Below are 21,868 nucleotides of genomic sequence, written 5' to 3'. Positions count from 1 at the left end.
ACAGCGGTCATGAGATCAGCTTCCGGTGCCGAGCTGGGGCCGGGTTGTGCCGATGCTGTGCACCCGCTGTGCGGGAACGGCCACGGGGAGGCGCACCGCGAACTCGGTCCGGCCGGGACGGCTGTGCACCTCGATCGTGCCGTGGTGGGCGACGACGACGGCCGACGCGATCGCCAGCCCCAGCCCGGTGCTGCCGGCGGTGCGGGAGCGCGAGGAGTCGCCGCGGGCGAACCGCTCGAAGACGTCCGGCAGCAGGTCCGGCGGGATGCCGGGTCCGTTGTCGGTCACCGTGAGCACGCTGCTGCCGTCGGCCGAGCGCGCCAGCGCGGTCACCACCGTGGTGCCGGGCGGGGCGTGCGTGCGGGCGTTCGCCAGCAGGTTCGCCAGCACCTGGTGCAGGCGCTGGACGTCGCCGAGCACGAGCACCGGCTCCGGGGGCAGCTCGAGCAGCCACCGGTGGCCGCGCCCGGCGACCTGGGCGTCGCCGACGGCGTCGGCGACGAGCCGGGTGAGGTCGACCTCCCGCACGTCCAGGGGGCGGCCCCCGTCGAGCCGCGCGAGCAGCAGCAGGTCCTCCACGAGCGCGGTCATCCGGACGGCTTCGGACTGGATCCGGCCCATCGAGTGCGCGACGTCCGGCGGCACCAGCGCGCTGCCGCGGGCGGCCAGTTCGGCGTACCCGCGGATCGCGGCCAGCGGCGTCCGCAGCTCGTGGCTGGCGTCCGCGACGAACTGCCGGACGCGGATTTCGCTGTCATGGCGCACTTCGAGGGCCTGCGCGACGTGGCCGAGCATCAGGTTCAAGGCCGAACCGACCTGGCCGACCTCCGTCCGCGGGTCGGTGTCGGCCTCGGGGACGCGGATGGACAGCGCCACCTGGCCGCGGTCGAGCGGCAGCTCGGTGACGCGCCCGGCGGTGGCCGCGACGCGGTCGAGCGGGCGCAGCGTGCGGCGGACCGCGAACGCGCCGAGGAAGGCCGCGCCGAGCACGCCCGCGGCGGCCACGCCGAACAGGATCAGCCCGACCGTGAGCAGCGTGTCGTCGACCGGTTTCATCGGCAGGCCGGTCACGACGACATCGGACGTCCCGGTGACCGGCAGCGCCATCAGCCGGTACTCGCCAAGGTCGTCGAAGGACATCGTGTGCGGCTTGCCGTCGGCGGGCACCGAGAGCATGACGGCCTGCTGGGCGGGGCTGAGGTCCAGCCATCCGCCGTGTTCGGAGATGCTGTCGTCGCGGACGAGCAGCTGCCCTGAGAAGGTGGCGCTCACCGTGCCGACGTTCTGCCCGAGCGGGTGCTGGCCCAGCTGGTCCGGCGGCGGGCCCAGGTTCTGCGGCGGGGCGTTGCTCGCGAAGACCAGCGAGCGGTTCGCCGCGGCCGACAGCTGCTGGTCGACCTGGCGGGTGAGGAACACGTCGAGCGCGAACTCGCTGACGACCCCGATGATCAGGCACACCACGGTGAGCAGCACGACCATCGAGCCGGTCAGTTTCGCGCGCAGCGAAAGCCGCCCCCGGCGGGGGCGTGGCGGGACGGTTCGCGCGGCCATGGATCCAGCGTCGGTCCGTGCCGTGTGTGCGGCTTGTGTGCTGCCTGTGAGGCCGCTGTGACCGGCCGGTGCCCGAATTCTCCGGTCACAGGAACGGCTGACGGCAGGCACAGTCCGCGCACAGCCGGTGACTCCACCGTGGATCGCACCGAACGATCTCGTTGAGGAGCACCATCATGACCACACCGCACGCACCGTCCACACCGGAACAGACGTGGGGCGCGGCGCCCGCGCCGGGCACGGCCCCGCGGCCGGGCTGGTCGCCGGGCAAGAAGATCGCCGCGGGCGCCGTCGCGGCGGCGATCGTGGCCGGCGGGGGAGCGGCGGTCTGGGCCGCTTCGTCGTCGTCGGCCGCGACGGATTCCCAGGCGGGGCCGGGCGGCATGACCGGCGGCCCGCGCGGCGCCGGCGGCTTGGGCTCGGCACTGCACGGGGAATACGTGTCGTCCGACGGAAACGGCGGCTACGTCACCAAGATCATGCAAACGGGCGAGGTGACGGAGCTGAGCGCGACATCGCTGACCGCGAAGAGCGACGACGGGTTCTCGAAGACGTACACGATCACGTCGGCGCAGGCGACGGGCCTGGCGACCGGGGACACCGTCACGGTGGTGGCCACGGAGTCCGGCAGCACGGCGACGGCGACGTCGGTGACGGACGGGGAAACCGGCGCCCAGGCACCCGGTGGCGGCCAGGGCACCCCGCCCTCGGGAGCGCCCACCCGGACCGGTTGAGCCCGGCGCCCCACGTCATGAACGACTCTTCCTGTCGCCGGATGACAGGAAAGAGTCGTTCATGACATCCGGGGCGCCGCAGGCAAGGGAGGCGGGTCAGCGGCGGTCGTAGTCGACCGTGACCTCCGGCGTCGTCGCGCGGGAGCGGCAGGTGAGGATCCGGCCCGCCGCGACGTCGTCCTCGGTCAGCGCGTAGCGGACGTCCATGTCGACCTGGCCGTGCCGCAGCGTCGCCCGGCAGGTGCCGCACGCGCCGCCCGTGCACGAGTACGGCACCTCGAACCCCGCCCGCAGCGCGGCGTCCAGCACCGTTTCGCCGGCTTCGGCGCGTACGCACGTCGTCGTCCCGCCCAGCGTCACCGCCACCCGGGCCGCCGTGCCCGCCGGGTCGAGCGGGGGCGCCGCGCCGCGGAACAGTTCGAAGTGGACGTTCTCCTCCGGGACGTCCGCGTCGGCCAGGGTGCGCCGGGCGAGGTCCACCAGGCCGCGCGGCGCGCACAGGAACCACTCGTCGACCTTCGCCGGGTGCAGCCGGTTCTGGAGCAGCGCGCGCAACCGGGTCGCGTCGAGCCGCCCGCGCTGGTACCGCTCGTGCGAAATGGCGAGCGCCTCGCCGATCGTGTCGAAGTGCCGGGGCCGGTGGGTGTGCAGGTCGGGGTCGCGCTCGTCGGTGCGGTAGTGGACGACGTGCAGCCGTCCGCCGAAGCCCTCGGCGAGCGCGCTCAGCTCCGGCGCGAACAACGTCGTGGCGCCCGAGGTGTTGACGTACAGCAGCGTCGCCCGGCTGTGCGGTTCCTCGGTCAGCGCGCTGACCAGGATCGACAGCACCGGCGTGATGCCGCTGCCGGCGGCCAGCGCGACGTGGTGCGCGGCCCGCGTTGGCTCCGGGGTGAACGTGAACGCGCCGGAGGGCGGCAGGACGTCGAGGAAATCGCCCGCGGCCAGCGTCGTGGTCGCGAAGCCGGAGAACGCGCCGCCGGGACGCCGCTTCACCGCGATCCGCAGCTCACCCGAGCCCGCCTGCGCGCAGATCGAGTACGTCCGCCGCACCGGGTTGCCGTCGAGCACCGCGCGGACCGCCACGTGCTGACCCGGGCGGAAGCGGAACTCCGGCGCCAGGTGCTCCGGCACCTCGAAGGTGATCTCTACGGCGTCCGCGGTCAGCGCCCGCACCCGCCGCACGCGCAGCCGGTGGAACCGGCTGGGGCCCAGCGGCGGCAGTTCCGGGGAGGCCTCGGGGCAGCCGAGGTCCTCGGTCAGCCGCCGCCACGCGCGGTACTCCGACGGCGTCAGCTCGCGGCCCCACGCCGTGATGATCGGGACGTCGCGGGCCAGGTACGCCTCGCGGTTGTCCTTCCACGCCCGCAGGTAGCGGTAGAACGGCACGGCGGGGTGGAGGTGGTGCACCAGGTGGTAGTTCTGGAACAGCATCATCGGCGTCATCAGCCATTCCAGCCCCACCCGCACCCGCGTGGTGCCGAACTTGTCCCGCGGCTTCGCGGCGGGCAGGCCGTGGTGCGGCAGCCAGTCGAACCACCAGGCCAGCACGGCGAGCCCGATCCGCTGCGGCAGCACGTACCCCAGCAGCAGTGCCCGGCCGTGGCCGCAGGCGAGCAGCGCCGCGGCCGCCGCGAACGCCACGGACAGCACCAGGATCGTCTCCGCCCGTTCCGATGCCGGGCGGCTGCGCACGCGAGCCGTGTAGAAGCGGGCGTACCAGAAGTCGATGGTCAGCCAGCGGAACGGCAGCGACCACCAGGATCCCTGCGACGTCCACGCGTCCGGATCGGTGTGCGAGTCCGCGTTCGTGTTGCGGTGGTGTTCACTGTGGATGAACCGGAGCAGGGGGAACGACGCGTAGACGGCGACGAACGGCATCGCCAGCCTGCCCAGTGTCTCGTTGACCCACGTCAGCTTTCCTGCGGCGTGGTGCGCGGATTCGTGCACCACGGTGAACATCGTGAAGGTGACGATCGCGTGCAGGGGCACGGTGAACACAGCAGGCGCCACTCCGGCGAGCAGCAGCCAGGTCGCGGTGACCCACAACGCGACGCCGCCGGCGAACAGCAGGAGGGTCGGCACCGACACGCGGGGCAGCGGGATGCGGGGCGAAGGCACCGCGGGGGAGGCCGGCACGCCGGTCGCGGGCGCCGGGGACGGTGCGGACGTCCCGGAGCCACGCGGCGGGGTATCGACGACGGGCATCGAGCGGTCTCCTCGGTCGAGAAGCTCCTGGCGAGGCGGGAGTCACCGTAGACAACCCCGGGATGTTTGTAAACGTTCTGGCAGGCTTCGAAAAAAGGTGTCCGCCAGCCTGAATGCAAGCGGCGGGTAAGCTTGCCTTGTGAACGTCGCCACCCCTCCCGCCCCCGTGCGCACCCGGGAACGGCTGCTGGCCGCGGCGTCCGACCTCATCGCCGCGGAGGGCTGGGCCGCCGTGACGATGGGCAAGCTGGCCGCGCACGTCGGCGTCAGCAGGCAGACCGTGTACAACGAACTCGGTTCCAAGGCCGAACTCGCCGAGGCGCTCGTGCTGCGTGAGACCGGCCGCTTCACCGAGCGAGTGACCGAGGTCGTCGCCGCCTACCCGGGTCATCCCGTCGACGGCGTCACCGCCGCGTTCGGCCAGACCCTCGAAGCCGCCAGGGGCAACCCGCTGCTGGTGGTCGCGCTCGGCTGCCCGAAGGGCGGCCGCGACGACTTCCTCCCGCTGCTCACCACCCGGTCCGAGGGGGTGCTCGAGCGGTCCGTCGACACCGTGGCGGCGGTGTTCGCCCGGTGCTACCCCGAGGTGCGGCTGAGCCCGTCGGAATGGACGGTCGCCGTCGAAGCCATCGTCCGGCTGCTGCTGTCGCACCTGGTGCAGCCGAGCGGGTCGGTCGAACACGCGACCGGGCAGATGCGCTGGGTGATCGGCCGGATGCTCGGCGCCTGACGCTGCAGGTAGCCCCCGCCCCGGCGGCCGAGGCCACTGGCCTAGACTCGGACGTCCCGGTCCGAAGGCGACCAGGGGACGTTTCCGCAGGATTGTCCAGCACAATCGTTACCGCTCGAGGAGAAGACCTTGAAGAGCACCGTCGAGCAGCTCAGCCCGACGCGAGTGAAGATCAATGTCGAGGTGCCGTTCGACGAGCTTCAGCCGAACTTCGACCGCGCCTACCGCAAGATCGCCCAGCAGGTGCGCATCCCGGGCTTCCGGCCCGGCAAGGCGCCCGCTCGCGTCCTGGAAAGCCGGATCGGGCGCGGCCCGGTGCTCGACGAGGTCGTCAACGAGGCCATCCCGGCGAAGTACATCGAGGCCGTCCGGGCGAACGAGGTGCGCACGCTCGGCAACCCCGAGTTCGACGTCACCAAGCTCGAGGACCGCGACGTCCTGGAGTTCACCGCCGAGGTCGACGTGCGCCCGGAGATCGAGCTGCCCGACCTGGAGGGCTTCGAGATCACCGTCGACGACGTCGAGCTGACCGAGGCGGAGGTCGACGAGCAGCTCGACGAGCTGCGCGCCCGCTTCGGCACGCTGACCGGCGTCGACCGCCCGGCCGAGAACGGCGACTTCGTCTCGATCGACCTGGCCGCGACCGTCGACGGCGAGGCCGTCGAGGAGGCCGCCACCTCGGGGCTGTCCTACGAGATCGGCTCCGGCCAGCTCGTGGACGGCATCGACGAGGCGATCGTCGGCGCGAACGCCGGCGACACGAAGACGTTCACCACCCAGCTCGTCGCCGGTGAGCACGCCGGCAAGGACGCCGAGGTGACCGTCACCGTCCAGTCGGTCAAGCAGCGCGAGCTGCCCGAGGCGGACGACGAGTTCGCCCAGATGGCCAGCGAGTTCGACACGATCGAAGAACTCAAGAACGACCTGCGCGAGCGCCTCGCCCGCGTCAAGAAAATGCAGCAGGGCGTCCAAGCCCGCGACAAGGTCCTCGACGAGCTCCTGGAGCGCACCGAGGTGCCGATCCCGGAGAAGGTCCTCGACGCCGAGATCGAGAACCGCAAGCACGACGCGATCCACCCGTTCGACCACGACGAGGCCCAGTTCGCGCAGGCCCTCGAGGCCGAGGGCCGCACGCTCGAGGAGTTCGACGCGGAGACCCGCACCGAGTCGGAGAAGGCCGTCCGCACGCAGCTGCTGCTGGACACCATCGCCGACAAGGAAGAGGTGTCGGTCAACGACGGCGAGCTCACCGAGCGGATCATCTACCAGGCCCAGCGCTTCGGGATCAGCCCGGACGAGTACGTCCAGCGTGCCCAGCAGTCGGGCCAGCTGACCGCGATCTACGCCGACGTCCGGCGCGGCAAGGCCCTCGCGTCCGTGGTCCGCAAGACCACCGTGACCGACGGCTCCGGCGCCGAGGTCGACCTCTCGGAGCTGTTCGGCACCGAGGAGCCGGCAGCCGAGGAGACGCAGGTCACCGACGAAACGGCCAAGACTCCGGCGGAGTGAAGCTGTGAGCGAACTTGGGCGGTGTCGGGCATTCCGCGCCGCCCAAGTTCGTTAGGGTCGGTTACAAGATCTCAAGCATCTGAAACGACAGCGGTGGCCGTCAGCACCGGGCCGCCGCCGGCGAAAAGGCAGGCAGACGTGACGCAGCACACGCCCGAGGCGCGGACCGGTACCGCAGGGCTCACCCTCACCGACTCGGTGTTCGAGCGGTTGCTCCAGGAGCGCATCGTCGTCCTCGGCTCCGAGGTCAACGACGAGATCGCCAACCGGATCACCGCGCAGCTGTTGCTGCTCGACGCGGACGACGCCGAGTCCGACATCCGCTTCTACATCAACTCGCCGGGTGGCTCGGTCACCGCCGGGTTCGCCATCTACGACACCATGCAGCTGATCCGCCCGGACGTCGCGACCTACGCGATGGGCATGGCGGCCTCGATGGGGCAGTTCCTGCTCTCCTCGGGCACGCCCGGCAAGCGCTACGCGCTGCCGCACGCGCGCATCCTGATGCACCAGCCGTCGGCCGGTGTGGGCGGTACGGCGTCGGACATCGCGATCCAGGCCGACCTGTTCAACAAGTGGAAGCAGGAACTGGCCCGGATCACCGCGGACCAGACCGGGCAGACGGTCGAGCAGATCATCAAGGACGGCGACCGCGACCGCTGGTTCACCGCCCAGGAGGCGAAGGACTACGGGTTCGTGGACCACGTCCTGACCGCCGACATCGCCCGCGCGGGCTCCCGCTGAGCCCGAAGCACCAAGGAGACTTTCGATGAGCAACTTCAGGCTCCCGGGTGACTTCCGGGCCCCGAACATCCCCCAGTCGCGGTACATTCTGCCGTCCTACGTCGAGCGCACCAGCTACGGCGTCAAAGAGTCGAACCCGTACAACAAGCTGTACGAAGAGCGGGTCATCTTCCTCGGCGTGCAGGTGGACGACGCGTCGGCCAACGACGTGATGGCCCAGCTGCTGCACCTCGAGCACGAGGACCCGGACCGCGACATCCTGGTCTACATCAACTCGCCGGGTGGCTCGTTCACCTCGCTGATGGCGATCTACGACACCATGCAGTTCGTCCGCCCGGACATCCAGACGTACTGCCTGGGCCAGGCCGCCTCGGCGGCCGCGGTGCTCCTGGCGGCCGGCACGCCGGGCAAGCGCTACGCGCTGCCGAACTCGCGCGTGCTGATCCACCAGCCGGCCACCGAGGGCACCTACGGCCAGGTCTCCGACCTGGAGATCCAGGCGAACGAGATCCAGCGGGTGCGGCGCCAGATGGAGGTCATCCTGGCCAAGCACACGAACAAGGACCCGGACCAGATCCGGACCGACATCGAGCGCGACAAGATCCTGACGGCCGAGGAGGCCAAGGCGTACGGCATCATCGACGAGGTGCTGCCGTACCGCAAGGCGTCGGCTCTGTAGCGATCCGCCGGGCCGGTGTGTGCCGAGAAGACGACACACACCGGCATCCTGGTTTAGGGTCGTCCTCTGACGTGCTGCCCGAAGCCCGTGGGTGTTCCCGCTCACGGCATCGGACGGGTACCGTCAGTGGCAATGCGTGAGGCCCCGCTCGTATCCACAGTGCGGCAGGGCCGCACCGTCGCAACACAGTCAGGCGTGGAAACCCGCGCCGGAGGGGACGAGGTCAACGGCCATGGCACGGATCGGTGACGGCGGAGACCTGCTGAAGTGTTCTTTCTGCGGGAAGAGCCAGAAGCAGGTGAAGAAGCTCATTGCCGGCCCCGGGGTCTACATCTGCGATGAGTGCATCGACCTCTGCAATGAGATCATCGAGGAGGAGCTGGCCGAGGCCGGCGACGTCAAGCTCGACGAGCTGCCCAAGCCCGCCGACATCCACGAGTTCCTCGAGCAGTACATCATCGGCCAGGAAGACGCCAAGCGGACCCTCGCGGTAGCGGTCTACAACCACTACAAGCGGATCCAGGCGGACGACAAGGCCGGGCCGAAGGACTCCAAGGAGGAGTCGGTCGAGCTCGCCAAGTCGAACATCCTGATGCTCGGCCCCACCGGGTGCGGTAAGACCTACCTCGCGCAGACGCTCGCGAAGCTGCTGAACGTGCCGTTCGCGATCGCGGACGCCACGGCGCTCACCGAGGCCGGTTACGTCGGCGAAGACGTCGAGAACATCCTGCTCAAGCTCATCCAGGCGGCGGACTACGACGTCAAGCGGGCCGAGACCGGGATCATCTACATCGACGAGGTCGACAAGATCGCCCGCAAGAGCGAAAACCCCTCGATCACCCGGGACGTCTCCGGCGAGGGCGTCCAGCAGGCGCTGCTGAAGATTCTCGAGGGCACGACCGCCTCCGTGCCGCCGCAGGGCGGCCGGAAGCACCCGCACCAGGAGTTCATCCAGATCGACACGACGAACGTGCTGTTCATCGTGGCCGGCGCGTTCGCCGGGCTGGAGAAGATCATCAACGAGCGGGTCGGCAAGCGCGGCCTCGGCTTCGGCGCGGAGATCCGCACGAAGTCCGAGATCGAGGAGAGCGACGTCTTCTCCGACACGATGCCGGAGGACCTGATCAAGTTCGGGCTGATCCCGGAGTTCATCGGCCGGCTCCCGGTCGTGGCGACGGTCAACCACCTGGACAAGGAATCGCTGGTCAGCATCCTCACCCAGCCGCGCAACGCCCTGGTGAAGCAGTACAAGAAGCTCTTCGAGATGGACAACGTCGAGCTCGAGTTCACCAAGACCGCGCTCGAGGCCATCGCCGACCAGGCGGTCCTGCGGGGCACGGGTGCCCGCGGGCTGCGCGCCATCATGGAAGAGGTGCTGCAGCCGGTCATGTACGACATCCCGAGCCGCGACGACGTGGCGAAGGTCGTCATCACCGAGCAGACGGTCCGGGAGAACGTGAACCCGACGATCGTCGCCCGGCAGCCGACGCGGCGCGCGCGCAGTGAGCGCGGCGAGAAGTCGGCCTGACCCGGAGCGTCACGATGTCTGTCGGCGAACCCGCGTCCGCGATCGCGTCGCCCTGGGCGGCGCGATCGCGGGGCCTGTCGGCCGGGCCGGGTTCGGGTGTGGTTGGCTTCGCCGGATCGTCGCCATGCACTAGCGCACTCTCCGGGCCGCACGGGCCCGGAGACCCGACAGGAAAGCTGAATGACTGCTGACTCTTTCCCGGGTCCCGGGGGCACCGCCTCCGGCGGAGGCGTGCAGGCGCCCCCGCCACCGGCCCCGGTGCCCACCGGGGATGCCCCGGCGGGGACGGTGCTGGGGTTCCGTGAGCTGAGCGAGCGCGTGATCGCGTCGGTCGTCGACCGGTACCCGTGGCTGAACCGCGTGCTGATGGGCATGCTGGCCGTGTTCACCGGCACGTGCGTCGTGGCCGTGGTGGCGCGGTTGTCGCCCTTGCCGCTGATTCCCGTCCCGTTGTTCGTCGTCGCGGGCTACGGCCTGTGGCAGGCCCGTGGGGTGACCGCGCGGCGTCAGCTGTTCAACTGGGTGCTGCTGTTCGCCCTCGCGACCATGGTCGGCTTCTGGCTGATCTCCGTCGTGGGCCGTTGGGTGGAGTGAATTCCCGCCATCAGCCGCGTTTGAACCGGCCGATGGTGGGGTAAGCCGCTTGCGTGGTAGATGCCCTCAGGCCGTTCCGGCATCCGGCGCTCTTCTATCGCGGTGACACCGAGTACGTCGACGGTGTCGTTCCGTTCCTCCTCGAAGGTCTCGACCGCGGTGAGCCGGTGGCTGTCGCCGTCCCCGGCCGCAACCTGCTGCTCATCGAGAAGGCGCTGGAAGACCGCGCGAACGAAGTCCGCCTGATCGACATGCAGCAGGCGGGCCGCAACCCCGGGGCCATCCTGCCGTCGGTTCTGCACGCCTTCGCCGGCGGGCACGCGGGCCCGGTGCGGATCGTGGGCGAGCCGATCTGGGCCGGCCGCAGCGACGTCGAATATCCCGCGTGCGTGGTGCACGAAGCGCTCATCAACAACGCCTTCGCGGGCCGCGACCTGGCCGTCCTCTGCCCGTACGACGTCGGGGCGCTGCCGCCGCCGGTCCTGGCCGACGCCGAACGCACGCACCCGGAGCTGTGGGGCCTGGCCGGGCCGTTCGTCAGCCCGCGCTTCGACCCCGACGGCGTGCGCAGGGACTTCACGCGGCCGCTCGTGCCGCCGGCGGGGGTCGTCGAGCGCCGGTTCGACCTGGGGCAGCTGGGGTCGTTGCGCGGTTTCGCGGAGATCTGGGCCGCGCGGCACGGCCTGCGCCGGCCGCGGCGGGACGACTTCGCCCTGGCCATCGCCGAGCTGACCACGAACAGCGTGCTCTACGGCGGCGGGACCGGCGTGCTGCGGCTGTGGGCGGAGCCGTCGCAGGTGGTCGGCGAGGTGAGCGACGGCGGGACGATCGCCGAGCCACTGGCCGGCCGCATCCCGCCGTCGCCGACGACCCTGGGCGGCCGCGGCCTGCTGCTGGTGAACCGGCTCGCCGACCTGGTCCGCACGTACTGGGTCCCGGGCCGCACGACGACCCGCGTCCACTTCGCCCGCTGACGGGCCGGCGCGGGTCTCAGTCGGCGCGGGGGACGTGCTTGCCGAGGAAGCTGATCAGGCTGGGCACCACCGTCCGGTTGAACGAGTCGCCGTGCTTGCCGTGCGCCGTGTGCGCCACCGCCGGGTGCGCCGCCTCGATGTAGCGGCGGACGCCGGTGATGAACGAGTCCTCCGTGCCGCACCAGATGCCGTTGGCCACGCTCTTCGTCTCGTCGATGTGCCGCAGGGGGTCGAGCGCGGTCCAGTCCTGGAGGCCGGTGAAGATGTGCCGCTTGGCCATCTCGTCCCACGACGTGATCAGCGCCGGGGCCAGCGTCGCGACGGCGGCCGGCGGCTGGCGCCGCTCGACCCGGCGGCGCGTGTAGACCAGCGCGCCGAACCCGCCCATCGACATGCCCGTGCAGGCGAACGGCTGGCCGGTCGGGCCGGCGAAGCCGCGGGCGCGCAGCCACTGCGGGACCTCCTCCAGCAGCATCGCCATCGGGTCGTCGCCCGGGTGCACCTGGTGCCAGTAGTTGTCGCCGCCGTCGACGGCCACGAAGCCGAACGCCGGGACGGCCTTGCGGGCGACGTCGCTGGCGAGCTGCTTGAGCGTGCCGGTGGGCACGGCGCTGCGGGCGTTGCCGTGCAGGCCGTGCAGCGCGAGCGACATCGGCAGCCCCTTCGGCGGGGTCTTCGACGGCAGGATGAACACCAGGTCGACCATCCGGCCGCGGGCCGCGGAGTAGACGCGCTCGACGCGGGTGCTGCCCAGCTGGGTCGTCGGGTTCGACGACGTGACGCCCAGCGTCCGCTGCAGGGCCTGGCTGAACGGCAGCGTGCCGGTCGCGGTCCCGACGGCGAGGCCGGTCACGGCCAGCCCGGACGCGCCCGCGATGAGCACCGAACGGCGGCTGAGCCACCGCCGGGCGCCCTGGACCGCCTCGACGACCGCCCTGGCGGGCTCCGCGTCCCCGTTTTGCTCGTTCACCCTGTCTCCGTCCCCCTGGCCCCTCGATAAGGACGCCGCGCACCCGCTCCGCGTTCCCTCGCGCCCCGTTCACCGGGTTATTCGTTATCACCCTGCCCGGCGTTTCGGGTCTTCGCCCGCCAAGCCGCCTTCGCGGCCTCGGCCGAGCGTCCCGCCCTCTCCACAGTGTCCCCGAGTCCGACCGCGAGGGTGATCCCGAGGGGTACCAGAATGTGGTCTATGCCCTGTTCGCCGGGGCCGAAGTGGCCGGAAGCCTCGAGCGTGACGAAGCCGTGCAGGGCGCTCCACAGCTGAGCGGCCGCCTGGTACTCGTCCGCCGGCCGGAACCGGCCCGCCCGGATGGCCCGCTCGGTCGCCCGGACGATGTGGCTGAACGCCTCCAGGCCCTCCTGGGCGGCTTCGCGGCCTTCCGCGGTGGTGAGGTCGGACAGCGTCGCCCGCTTGCCGCCGGGTGCGGTCTGGCCGAACGTCACCGCGAACAGTTGCGGCTGCTCGGCGACCGCTTGCCGGTAGGTGCGGGCCATCGTGAAGATGTCCGCCACCGGGTCGTCGGTCTCCCCGGCCTCGGCCAGGCGCTCGGACAGGCGCAGGAAGCCGACGCGCGCGACCTCGTCGACCAGCGCGGCCATGCCGCCGAAGTGCGTGTACACCGCCATCGTCGAGACGCCGACCTCGGCCGCCAGCTTCCGCGCCTGCAGGGCTTCGGGGCCGCCGTCGTCGATCAGCCGGATGGCGGCCTCGACCAGGCGGGCCTTGACGTCGGAGGCGCGCGGTTTCGGGCTCATGCTTGCCAGTATCCCATAACCCTGTTATACATGGAGACATAACCGAGTTATGGAAGCTGTCGAGGGGTCACGCATGGGCAACAAGTTCCTCGAAGGAAACTTCGCCCCGGTCAGCCGGGAGCACACGATCACCGAGCTCGCCGTCACCGGGCGCATCCCCGAGTTCCTCGACGGCCGTTACCTGCGCAACGGCCCCAACCCGCTGTCCGAGGTGGACCCGGCGGCCTACCACTGGTTCATGGGCGACGGCATGGTCCACGGCGTGCGCCTGCGCGACGGCAGGGCCGAGTGGTACCGGAACCGGTGGGTGCGCAACCCCGCCGTCGCGGCGGCGTTGAACGGCGAGGACGCGAGCCGGTTCTGCGGGCTGGACGCGCTCGGCGCCAACACCAACGTCATCGGCCACGCGGGCAAGACGCTCGCCCTGGTCGAAGCGGGCGCGCCGATCTACGAGCTGACCGACGAGCTCGACACCGTCGGCCGCTGCGACTTCGACGGCACGCTGCCGGGCGGCTACACCGCCCACCCCAAACGCGACCCGCGCACCGGCGAACTGCACGCCGTCTCGTACTTCTTCGGCCTGGGGAACAAGGTCCGGTACTCGGTGATCGACGCGGCAGGCCACGTCCGCCGCACGGTCGACGTCGAGGTGACCGGCTCGCCGATGATGCACGACTTCTCGCTGACCGAGAACCACGTCGTCTTCTACGACCTGCCGGTGACGTTCAACGCCGAGATGGCGGTCGCCGCCGGCGTGCCGGCCGCGCTGCGCACGCCGGCGAAGCTGGTGGTGTCGGCCATGGTCGGCAAGGTCCGCGTGCCGGACCCGGTGACCGCGATGATGGCAGGCAAGATCGGCGCGAACGGCGGCCTGCCCTACCGCTGGAACCCGAAGTACCCGGCGCGGATCGGCGTCATGCCCCGCGAGGGCGGCAGTGGCGAGGGCGGCAGTGGCGACGTCCGCTGGTTCGACGTCGAGCCGTGCTACGTCTTCCACCCGCTCAACGCCTACGACGACGGCGACAGCATCGTGCTCGACGTCGTGCGCCACCCGAAGATGTTCGACACCGAGCTGCACGGCCCGGGCGAGGGCGGCCCGACGCTGGACCGCTGGACCGTCGACCTGGCCGCGGGCAAGGTGCTGGAGGAGCGGCTCGACGACCGTGGCCAGGAGTTCCCGCGCGTCGACGAGCGCCTGGTCGGCCGTCGCCACCGCTACGGCTACGCGATGTCGGCCGACGGTGGCGCGGAGCCCGGCGGCTCCCTGTTCAAGCACGACCTCGAGACCGGCGCACGGGCCGAGCGCGCGTTCGGCGCGGGACGGCAGCCCGGCGAGTTCGTCTTCGTCCCCCGCCACGATGAGGCGGCCGAGGACGACGGGGTCCTGCTGGGCTTCGTCTTCGACCCGGCGACGCAGCGCAGCGACCTCACCCTGCTCGACGCCGGCACGCTGGAGACCGTCGCCGCGATCCACCTGCCGGACCGCGTGCCCCACGGCTTCCACGGCAACTGGGTGCCCGCCTGAACCGTGTCGACCCTCCAATCACGCGTGTCGACTCTCCAGTCACGCATGTCGACCCTCCGGACACGGCGCTCGGCGCGTCGGGCCGCGGACACCCGTGATCGAAGGGTCGACTCGCGTGATCGGAGAGACGACACGCGTGATGGGGGAGACGACACGACGGCGGCCGGGCCGGGCTCAGGTCAGGATGCGGTGGTCGCCGGTGTAGAGGTTCATCGAGTCGCCGCGCAGGAAGCCGACCAGCGTCATGCCGTTCTCCTCGGCCAGCTCGACGGCCAGTGACGACGGCGCGGACACCGCGGCCAGCAGCCCGATTCCGGCCATCGCCGCCTTCTGCACCAGCTCGAACGACGCGCGCCCGGACACCAGCAGCCCGTGACCGGGCGCCGGGATCCGGCCTTCGAGGACCGCCCAGCCGAGCACCTTGTCGACCGCGTTGTGCCGCCCGACGTCTTCGCGGACGACGGCGATTTCGCCGTCCGGGGTGAACAGCGCGGCCGCGTGGAGGCCGCCGGTGCTGGCGAACACCTTCTGCCGGGCGCGCAACGCGTCCGGCAGGCCGGAAAGCGTTTCGCTCTTCACCGCGAACGCGGCCCCAGCCGGGGGGAAGCGGGTGCGGAGCTTGACCGCGTCGAGCGCGGCCTTGCCGCAGACGCCACACGAAGAGGTGGTGTAGAAGTTGCGCTCGACGCCGGTGTCCGGTGGCGGCACGCCGTCGGCGAGCGCGATGTCGAGCACGTTGTAGGTGTTGCGGCCCTGGTCGTCCACGCCGTCGCAGTAGCGGGCGACGGCGATGTCCTCGCGGCCGCCGATCACGCCCTCGGACAGCAGGAAGCCGTGGGCCAGCTCGACGTCGTGCCCGGGCGTGCGCATCGTGACCGCCAGCGCCTTGCCGCCGACGCGCAGCTCCAGCGGCTCTTCGGCCGCGAGCGCGTCCGGGCGGCGCTGGTCCCCGGTCGCGGAAATCCGCCGCACCGGCCTGCGCACGGTCACCCTGCCCATCGGCACACCTTTCCCTGCCCGAAAGTTTGACACTCGTATGGTGCAACACCGGGTTTTTGGTAATACATTCCCAGCATCACTCATGAGAGTACGGAGGGGACTCGATGGCTCTCGGCTTCCTGGACCGATCCCGGACGGTGGCGCCGCCGGGCTGGACGCGCTGGCTGGTGCCGCCGGCGGCCCTGTCGGTGCACTTGTCCATCGGCCAGGCCTACGCGTGGAGCGTGTTCAAACCGCCACTGGAGAAAACGCTTCACCTGACCGGCACGCAGAGCGCGCTGCCGTTCCAGCTGGGCATCGTGATGCTCGGGCTGTCGGCGGCCTTCGGCGGCACGCTCGTCGAGCGCAACGGCCCCCGGTGGGCGATGTTCGTGTCGATGTGCTGCTTCAGCACCGGCTTCCTCGTCTCGGCGCTCGGCGTGGCCACCGGCCAGTACTGGCTCGTCGTCCTCGGCTACGGCGGCATCGGCGGTGTGGGCCTGGGCATCGGCTACATCTCGCCGGTGTCGACGCTGATCAAGTGGTTCCCCGACCGGCCGGGCATGGCCACCGGCATCGCGATCATGGGCTTCGGCGGCGGCGCGCTGATCGCTTCGCCGTGGTCGTCCTCGATGCTCGGCACCTCGCCAGACGCGGGCACCATCGCGACGGCGTTCCTCGTGCACGGTCTCGTCTACGCGGTGTTCATGTCGCTCGGCTGGTTGCTCGTGCGGGTCCCGGCCGACGGCTGGAAGCCGGCGGGCTGGGAGCCGAAGACCGACCACGGCAAGGCCATGATCAGCACCGCGAACGTCTCGGCCGCCAATGCGATCAAGACGCCGCAGTTCTGGTGCCTCTGGGTCGTCCTCTGCTTCAACGTGACCGCGGGCATCGGCATCCTGGAGAAGGCGTCGCCGATGATCCAGGACTTCTTCAAGGGCACGTCGACGCCGGTGGGCGTGGCGTCGGCGGCCGGGTTCGTCGCGCTGCTGTCGCTTTGCAACATGCTCGGCCGGTTCGTCTGGTCGTCCACTTCGGACCTGGTGGGGCGCAAGAACATCTACCGCACCTACCTCGGTTTCGGTGCGGTGCTGTACCTGGTGATCGCCCTGACGCAGAACTCGTCGAAGCTCGTGTTCATCCTGTGCGCGATGGTGATCCTGTCGTTCTACGGCGGCGGTTTCGCGACGGTCCCGGCTTACCTCAAGGACCTCTTCGGCACCTACCAGGTGGGCGCGATCCACGGCAGGCTGCTCACCGCGTGGTCGGTGGCCGGCGTGCTCGGCCCGCTGATCGTCAACCGGATCGCCGACGGCGAAAAGGCGGCGGGCAAGTCCGGCCCGGACCTGTACACGATGTCGTTCTACATCATGATCGGCCTGCTCGTCGTCGGCTTCGTCGCCAACGAGCTGGTACGGCCGGTGAAGGAGAAGTTCCACGAGCCCGCGCCGGCGGGCGCGGCCGTGAGGAGTGAGGCGTGATGGCGGAGGAGGAGACCGGCCCGAACCGGGTGCCGCTGATGGTGCTGGCGTGGGCGTGGGTCGTGCTGCCGTTCGGCTACGGCGTCTACCAGCTGTTCCTGAAACTGGTGCAGCTCTTCGGATAGCCCGGGTTCGTGAAGGCCACCTCGAGGTCATCGAGGTGGCCTTCACGGCGTCCGGGGGTCTGTGACCTGCCTCACTCATGCAGCAGACCACGGCGGCCAGGCGTCGGTAGGGCGTGCATCCACTGGGGAAGATCGTCGTCGCCGGGCTGGCCCTGGTCGTTTTCGGCGGCACGGCGTACGGCTACGCGAACCTCCGCTCCCTCGACGAAGTGACGCGCGACAGCGTCATCGACGCCGAAGGCGAGACGAAGCCGGGGGAGCAGCCCGCCGACGGCTCGCTCGACATCCTGCTCGTCGGGCGCGACTCGCGGAACGACCAGCAGGGCAAGCCGCTGCCGGCGGACATGCTGCGCGAGCTGCGGGTCGGCGCCAACGGCGACGACCTCACCGACACCCTGATGGTGCTGCGGATCCCCAATGGCACCAAGGAGGTGAAAGGGTTTTCCGTGCCGCGGGACAGTTACGTCTCGATGCCCGGCGGCAAGGGAAAGATCAACTCCGCGTTCGGACGGGCGAAGGCGGCCGAAGCGGCGCGGCTGCGCAAGGCGGGCGAGACCGACAAGGCGAAGATCGACCAGGCCGCGCTCACGGCCGGGCGGCGGGCGACGCGCCAGGCGGTGGAGGACCTCACCGGAGTGAAGATCGACCACTACGCCGAGGTCAACCTGCTCAGCTTCTACGAGATCAGCAAGGCCGTCGGGGGCGTGGACGTCTGCCTGAAGAAAGCCACGAAGGACGAGAACTCGGGTGCGGACTTCCAGGCCGGTCCCCAGCGCATCTCGGGTGCGGACGCGCTCGCCTTCGTCCGGCAGCGCGACGGTCTTCCCGGCACCGACCTCGCCCGCGTCCGGCGCCAGCAGGTGTTCCTCGCCGGGCTGGCGCGGCAGGTGCTGTCGGCGGGCACGCTGGCCGACCCGGGGAGGCTCTCGGACCTCATCGACGCGGTGAAGCGCTCGGTGGTGCTGGACGACTCGTGGAACCTGCTCGACTTCGTCGCCCAGATGCGCGGAGTCAGCGGCGGCGGGATCCAGTTCGCGACGATCCCCGTGGCGAACGTGGACTACCGGTACGACCCGGCCAACCCGAAAGCCACGGCGGTGCAGGTGGATCCGGCCGCGGTGAAGTCCTTCGCCGCGAGCCTGATCGGCTCCGCGGCGCCCAAGACGCCGGCCGCCGCCCCGGTGACCGTCGACGTCTCCAACGCGGGCCCGAAGGAGGGGCTGGCGGCCCGGGTGGGCGGGTTCCTGGAGCAGCACGGGTTCACCCAGGGCACGCCCAAAGCCACCGGCTCGCGGCGGACGTCGCTCGTGCGCTTCGGCCCGGACCTCGCCACGCGCGGCGCCGAGGTCGCCAAGCTGCTCGGCGGCCTGGCGACGCAGGAGTCCGCGGCGGTCCCGGCCGGGCACATCGAAGTGATCCTCGGCACGGTTTACTCCGGTCCCGGCGTGGCCGCCGGCGGCGGCGCGCCCGCGGGCGCCGGGGACGAACCGATCACTTCGGACGGAGTCGTCTGCGTGAATTGATCATCGCCCTTTCCGTTTGATTCCACGAATGCGCACGGATTTCCGCGAGGACCCGAGCCGCTTTCCGGCCCGCTGGACCACGGTGGACCACGCGGGTCACTGGTCTTGACGCTGCGGCCCTGGTGAGGCAGTGTGCGGGGACCGTCGGCGGTTGTACCGGCCGGCGGCGCGGGAAGTTCACCCGATCGGTGAGCGCTCCGGAAAGACAATTTCAAGGAATACGGAAAGTCCGGAATTTATGCGCAGCACCGTCACCCGCCATGGGTGGATCTTGTCGATCCTCGCTTCAGCCGTTCTCTGTGCCGGGTGCCAGTCGGCGTCCGCTTCGGTGCACTACCCCGGCGCGATAGACGCCTGCCGGCTGCCCGGGCCGAACGCGCGGGCGCAGCTCGCGCCCGGGACCGTCGAGATCCCGCCCGACTCGATCAAGACCGCCGACGCCAAGGTCGTGCCGGAGGACCAGCCGGGTGACGGCAACGAGATCACCGGCTGCAAGCGCCTGTTCGCCCGCGACCTCGGCGGCGGGAAGCCCGACCTGCAGGACTACCGGCTCGTCACGATCGCCGTCGTGCGGTTCACCGACCCCGACGCCGACCAGGCGGCCGCCAAGGCCAGCCAGCTGATGACCGACGCGCTCGGCGACCACTCGGGCGTCCGGCTCGCCACCGGGGTCGGTGACGAGGCCGGGTTCTCCGAGCAGTGGGCCGCCGTGCGCACCGGCAACGTCGTGCTGGGCCTGGTCGTCGCCGACGGCGGGACCGAGGCCGCGCTGATCCCGCCCGCGACGCTGGACAACGTGCAGGCCGTGGTCACGGACATGGCGAGCACGCTGCAGCGGGACTATCAGGGCTGAGGCTCTTCCCGGACTGGCTCTTCCCGGACTGGCTCTTCCCGGACTGGTTCGAGCCGGACCACGATCGCCTTCGACACCGGCGTGTTCGACTTGTCCGCGACCGAGTCCAGCGGCACCAGGGCGTTCGCCTCCGGGAAGTACGCCGCCGCGCAACCGCGCGCCGTCGGGTACGAGACGATCCGGAAGGCCGCTGCGCGGCGGTCGCCGTCGCGCCACTCGGACACGAGGTCGACGACGGCGCCGTCGGCCAGGCCCAGCTCGGCCAGGTCGTCCGGGTTGACGAGCACCACGCGCCGGGCGTTCTCGATGCCTCGGTAGCGGTCCGACAGGCCGTAGATCGTGGTGTTGTACTGGTCGTGGCTGCGCATGGTCTGCAGCAGCAGCCTGCCCTCGGGCACCTGCGGGTACTCCAGCGGCGACACGGTGAAGTTGCCCTTGCCGTTGGCGGTGCCGGTGAACTCGCGGGAGTCGCGCGGGGCGTGCGGCAGCACGAAGCCGTCGGGCTCGCGGACGCGCCGGTTGTAGTCGGCGCAGCCCGGCACGACCCGCGAGATCCGGTCGCGGATCAGGTCGTAGTCGGTCTCGAACGTCCGCCACGGCACGGCGTGCCCGGCGCCGAACAGCGTCTCGGCCAGCCGGCAGATGATGGCGACCTCGGACAGCAGGTGCCCGCTCGCCGGCTCCAGGCGCCCGCGTGAGGTGTGCACCTGCGACATCGAGTCCTCGACCGTGACGAACTGCTCGCCGCTCGCCTGGACGTCGCGCTCAGTGCGGCCCAGCGTGGGCAGGATCAGCGCGGTGCGGCCGGGCACGACGTGGGAGCGGTTCAGCTTCGTCGACACGTGCACGGTCAGCGCGCACGAGCTCAGCGCCTTCTCGGTCAGCGCCGAGTCCGGCGTCGCCGACGCGAAGTTGCCGCCGACGGCGAAGAACACCTTGCCGCGGCCGTCGCGCATCGCGCGGATCGCGTCGACGGTGTCCCAGCCGTGCTCGCGCGGGACGTCGATGCCGAACTCGGCGGCGAGGGCGTCGAGGAACGACTGCGGCATCTTCTCCCAGATGCCCATCGTCCGGTCGCCCTGGACGTTCGAGTGCCCGCGCACCGGGCACAATCCCGCGCCGGGCTTGCCGATCATCCCACGCACCAACGCCAGGTTCGCGATCTCGGAGATCGTCGGCACGGCGTGTTTGTGCTGCGTGAGCCCCATCGCCCAGCAGTAGATGGTGCGCTCGGAGGAGGCGATCATCCGCGCGACGCGTTCGATCTGCTCGCGCGGCAGCCCGGTCGCGCGCTCGACCTCGGGCCAGTCGATCTCGCGGAGGTGCTTCGCGTAGTCGTCGAAGCCTTCGGTCGCCTGCTCGACGAACTCGCGGTCGATGATCGCGCCGGGCGCTTCGGCGTCCCAGGCCAGCAGCAGGTGCCCGACGGCCTGGAACAGCGCCAGGTCGCCGCCGAGGCGGATCTGGGCGAACTCGTCGGCCAGCGGCGTGCCCTTGCCGACGACGCCGCGGACGTTCTGCGGGTTCTTGAACCGCATCAGCCCGGCCTCGGGCAGCGGGTTGACCGCGATGATCTTCGCGCCGTTCCCCTTCGCCTCTTCCAGCGCCGAGAGCATCCGCGGGTGGTTCGTGCCCGGGTTCTGCCCGACGACGACGATCAGGTCGGCCCGGTGGATGTCCGCGAGGCTCACCGAGCCCTTGCCGACGCCGGTGGTGGCCGACAGCGCCGCGCCCGAGGACTCGTGGCACATGTTCGAGCAGTCCGGCAGGTTGTTGGTGCCGAAGGAGCGCACCAGCAGCTGGTAGAGGAACGCGGCCTCGTTGCTGGTCCGGCCCGAGGTGTAGAAGATCGCCTCGTTAGGGTCGGTCAGCGCCTTCAGCTCACCCGCGACCAGCTCGAACGCGTCGTGCCAGGAGATCGGCTCGTAGTGCGTCGCGCCTTCGCGCAGGACGAACGGTTCGGTGATCCGGCCCTGCTGGCCCAGCCAGTAGTCGGTCTTCCCCCGCAGCTCGGAAACCGGGTGGGCGGCGAAGAACTCCCGGCCGACGCGCCGTTTCGTGGCCTCCTCGGCGACGGCCTTGGCGCCGTTTTCGCAGAACTCGGCCAGCTTGCGGTGTTCGCCGTCGATCTCCCGCGGCTCCGGCCACGCGCAGCCGGGGCAGTCGAAGCCCTCGCGCTGGTTCAGCAGCCGCAGCGCCTTGATCGTCCGGCCGGTGCCCATCTGTTCGACGCTGCGCGCGAGCGACACGGCCACGCCCGGTATCCCGGCCGCCCAGCCTTTCGGCTTGCCCACTTCGAGGCGGGTTTCGTCCACGTCCTGTGCCGGCGCTTCACGGGTCATGCGTTCATCGTCCGCCTCGATGATCGTGCCCGCCAGGA

General features: G+C 70.7%; 19 protein-coding genes. 13 read left to right on the top strand and 6 right to left on the bottom strand.

Going from position 1 to position 21,868, the window contains the following annotated elements:
- Nucleotides 1–15: 15 nt before the first annotated feature.
- A complete protein-coding gene (locus CF165_RS32260) occupies nt 16–1,551 on the bottom strand; it encodes a sensor histidine kinase (protein WP_093951353.1) in 1,536 nt (511 codons plus the stop codon).
- Between the two features lie 176 nt (nt 1,552–1,727).
- On the opposite strand from CF165_RS32260, the gene CF165_RS32255 reads away from it, so the two are divergent.
- Nucleotides 1,728–2,285, top strand: a complete 558-nt coding sequence (locus CF165_RS32255) for a hypothetical protein (RefSeq protein WP_093951352.1) — start codon at nt 1,728–1,730, stop codon at nt 2,283–2,285.
- Between the two features lie 96 nt (nt 2,286–2,381).
- Here the strand turns inward: CF165_RS32255 and CF165_RS32250 are convergent, their stop codons facing one another.
- Nucleotides 2,382–4,490 (bottom strand): fatty acid desaturase, encoded by a 2,109-nt coding sequence (locus CF165_RS32250; RefSeq protein WP_093951351.1) that lies wholly within the window; start codon nt 4,488–4,490, stop codon nt 2,382–2,384.
- Nucleotides 4,491–4,629: 139 nt separating this feature from the next.
- Here CF165_RS32250 and CF165_RS32245 point away from each other — a divergent pair, with 139 nt between their 5' ends.
- The 7 genes from CF165_RS32245 (at nt 4,630) to CF165_RS32215 (ending at nt 11,248) form a co-directional block, all read left to right on the top strand.
- On the top strand, nt 4,630–5,220 hold the full coding sequence (locus CF165_RS32245; protein WP_093951350.1) for a TetR/AcrR family transcriptional regulator: 591 nt from the start codon (nt 4,630–4,632) through the stop codon (nt 5,218–5,220).
- A gap of 129 nt (nt 5,221–5,349) precedes the next feature.
- Complete coding sequence (gene tig, locus CF165_RS32240; RefSeq protein WP_093951349.1) at nt 5,350–6,729, top strand: trigger factor; 1,380 nt, start codon at nt 5,350–5,352, stop codon at nt 6,727–6,729.
- Nucleotides 6,730–6,867: 138 nt separating this feature from the next.
- Nucleotides 6,868–7,473: a ClpP family protease gene (locus tag CF165_RS32235; protein WP_086839928.1), complete on the top strand. Its 606-nt coding sequence runs from the start codon at nt 6,868–6,870 to the stop codon at nt 7,471–7,473.
- A 25-nt stretch (nt 7,474–7,498) separates the two neighbouring features.
- Entirely contained in the window at nt 7,499–8,152 is a 654-nt protein-coding gene (locus CF165_RS32230) for an ATP-dependent Clp protease proteolytic subunit (RefSeq protein ID WP_093951348.1), read from the top strand.
- 232 nt (nt 8,153–8,384) lie between these two features.
- Complete coding sequence (gene clpX / locus CF165_RS32225; protein ID WP_093951347.1) at nt 8,385–9,680, top strand: ATP-dependent Clp protease ATP-binding subunit ClpX; 1,296 nt, start codon at nt 8,385–8,387, stop codon at nt 9,678–9,680.
- A gap of 180 nt (nt 9,681–9,860) precedes the next feature.
- Complete coding sequence (locus tag CF165_RS32220; RefSeq protein WP_093951346.1) at nt 9,861–10,274, top strand: hypothetical protein; 414 nt, start codon at nt 9,861–9,863, stop codon at nt 10,272–10,274.
- A gap of 53 nt (nt 10,275–10,327) precedes the next feature.
- Nucleotides 10,328–11,248 carry a sensor histidine kinase gene (locus tag CF165_RS32215; protein WP_093951345.1) on the top strand — a complete coding sequence of 307 codons (921 nt, stop codon included), beginning with the start codon at nt 10,328–10,330 and terminating at the stop codon, nt 11,246–11,248.
- A 16-nt stretch (nt 11,249–11,264) separates the two neighbouring features.
- Here the strand turns inward: CF165_RS32215 and CF165_RS32210 are convergent, their stop codons facing one another.
- Both CF165_RS32210 and CF165_RS32205 read right to left on the bottom strand, forming a co-directional pair.
- On the bottom strand, nt 11,265–12,218 hold the full coding sequence (locus tag CF165_RS32210) for an alpha/beta hydrolase (RefSeq protein WP_093951344.1): 954 nt from the start codon (nt 12,216–12,218) through the stop codon (nt 11,265–11,267).
- Nucleotides 12,219–12,295: 77 nt separating this feature from the next.
- Nucleotides 12,296–13,003: a TetR/AcrR family transcriptional regulator gene (locus tag CF165_RS32205; RefSeq protein WP_093951343.1), complete on the bottom strand. Its 708-nt coding sequence runs from the start codon at nt 13,001–13,003 to the stop codon at nt 12,296–12,298.
- Between the two features lie 73 nt (nt 13,004–13,076).
- Between CF165_RS32205 and CF165_RS32200 the strand changes: the two genes are divergently transcribed.
- Entirely contained in the window at nt 13,077–14,528 is a 1,452-nt protein-coding gene (locus CF165_RS32200) for a carotenoid oxygenase family protein (protein ID WP_093951342.1), read from the top strand.
- Nucleotides 14,529–14,702: 174 nt separating this feature from the next.
- On the opposite strand, the gene fdhD is transcribed toward CF165_RS32200, so the two are convergent.
- On the bottom strand, nt 14,703–15,527 hold the full coding sequence (gene fdhD / locus CF165_RS32195) for a formate dehydrogenase accessory sulfurtransferase FdhD (RefSeq protein ID WP_093951341.1): 825 nt from the start codon (nt 15,525–15,527) through the stop codon (nt 14,703–14,705).
- Nucleotides 15,528–15,631: 104 nt separating this feature from the next.
- Here fdhD and CF165_RS32190 point away from each other — a divergent pair, with 104 nt between their 5' ends.
- The 4 genes from CF165_RS32190 to CF165_RS32180 all read left to right on the top strand — a co-directional run bounded on the left by CF165_RS32190 (nt 15,632) and on the right by CF165_RS32180 (nt 19,488).
- On the top strand, nt 15,632–16,987 hold the full coding sequence (locus tag CF165_RS32190) for an L-lactate MFS transporter (protein ID WP_093951340.1): 1,356 nt from the start codon (nt 15,632–15,634) through the stop codon (nt 16,985–16,987).
- Nucleotides 16,987–17,112, top strand: a complete 126-nt coding sequence (locus tag CF165_RS53495) for an MFS transporter small subunit (protein WP_439098532.1) — start codon at nt 16,987–16,989, stop codon at nt 17,110–17,112. The genes CF165_RS32190 and CF165_RS53495 overlap by 1 nt, the downstream gene beginning before the upstream one ends.
- A gap of 113 nt (nt 17,113–17,225) precedes the next feature.
- Complete coding sequence (locus CF165_RS32185; RefSeq protein ID WP_093951339.1) at nt 17,226–18,635, top strand: LCP family protein; 1,410 nt, start codon at nt 17,226–17,228, stop codon at nt 18,633–18,635.
- A gap of 238 nt (nt 18,636–18,873) precedes the next feature.
- Nucleotides 18,874–19,488, top strand: a complete 615-nt coding sequence (locus CF165_RS32180) for a hypothetical protein (RefSeq protein ID WP_240521893.1) — start codon at nt 18,874–18,876, stop codon at nt 19,486–19,488.
- On the opposite strand, the gene CF165_RS32175 is transcribed toward CF165_RS32180, so the two are convergent.
- The gene (locus CF165_RS32175; RefSeq protein ID WP_093951338.1) at nt 19,479–21,830 is read right to left on the bottom strand and encodes an FdhF/YdeP family oxidoreductase; all 2,352 of its coding nucleotides are present in this window, start codon (nt 21,828–21,830) and stop codon (nt 19,479–19,481) included. The genes CF165_RS32180 and CF165_RS32175 overlap by 10 nt on opposite strands.
- Nucleotides 21,831–21,868: the final 38 nt, after the last annotated feature.

The organism is Amycolatopsis vastitatis, from assembly GCF_002234595.1.
GTDB lineage: Bacteria > Actinomycetota > Actinomycetes > Mycobacteriales > Pseudonocardiaceae > Amycolatopsis > Amycolatopsis vastitatis.
The sequence above is the reverse complement of the archived record's forward strand: the minus strand, read 5'-3'. Positions and strand labels throughout refer to the sequence as shown.

What these genes read in the sequence shown, in the direction of transcription:
- CF165_RS32260 (WP_093951353.1), bottom strand. Translation starts at nt 1,551, where the DNA reads ATGGCCGCGCGAACCGTCCCGCCACGCCCCCGCCGGGGGCGGCTTTCG.
- CF165_RS32255 (WP_093951352.1), top strand. Translation starts at nt 1,728, where the DNA reads ATGACCACACCGCACGCACCGTCCACACCGGAACAGACGTGGGGCGCG.
- CF165_RS32250 (WP_093951351.1), bottom strand. Translation starts at nt 4,490, where the DNA reads ATGCCCGTCGTCGATACCCCGCCGCGTGGCTCCGGGACGTCCGCACCG.
- CF165_RS32230 (WP_093951348.1), top strand. Translation starts at nt 7,499, where the DNA reads ATGAGCAACTTCAGGCTCCCGGGTGACTTCCGGGCCCCGAACATCCCC.
- clpX (WP_093951347.1), top strand. Translation starts at nt 8,385, where the DNA reads ATGGCACGGATCGGTGACGGCGGAGACCTGCTGAAGTGTTCTTTCTGC.
- CF165_RS32220 (WP_093951346.1), top strand. Translation starts at nt 9,861, where the DNA reads ATGACTGCTGACTCTTTCCCGGGTCCCGGGGGCACCGCCTCCGGCGGA.
- CF165_RS32205 (WP_093951343.1), bottom strand. Translation starts at nt 13,003, where the DNA reads ATGAGCCCGAAACCGCGCGCCTCCGACGTCAAGGCCCGCCTGGTCGAG.
- CF165_RS32200 (WP_093951342.1), top strand. Translation starts at nt 13,077, where the DNA reads ATGGGCAACAAGTTCCTCGAAGGAAACTTCGCCCCGGTCAGCCGGGAG.
- fdhD (WP_093951341.1), bottom strand. Translation starts at nt 15,527, where the DNA reads ATGGGCAGGGTGACCGTGCGCAGGCCGGTGCGGCGGATTTCCGCGACC.
- CF165_RS32190 (WP_093951340.1), top strand. Translation starts at nt 15,632, where the DNA reads ATGGCTCTCGGCTTCCTGGACCGATCCCGGACGGTGGCGCCGCCGGGC.
- CF165_RS53495 (WP_439098532.1), top strand. Translation starts at nt 16,987, where the DNA reads ATGGCGGAGGAGGAGACCGGCCCGAACCGGGTGCCGCTGATGGTGCTG.
- CF165_RS32180 (WP_240521893.1), top strand. Translation starts at nt 18,874, where the DNA reads ATGCGCAGCACCGTCACCCGCCATGGGTGGATCTTGTCGATCCTCGCT.
- CF165_RS32175 (WP_093951338.1), bottom strand. Translation starts at nt 21,830, where the DNA reads ATGACCCGTGAAGCGCCGGCACAGGACGTGGACGAAACCCGCCTCGAA.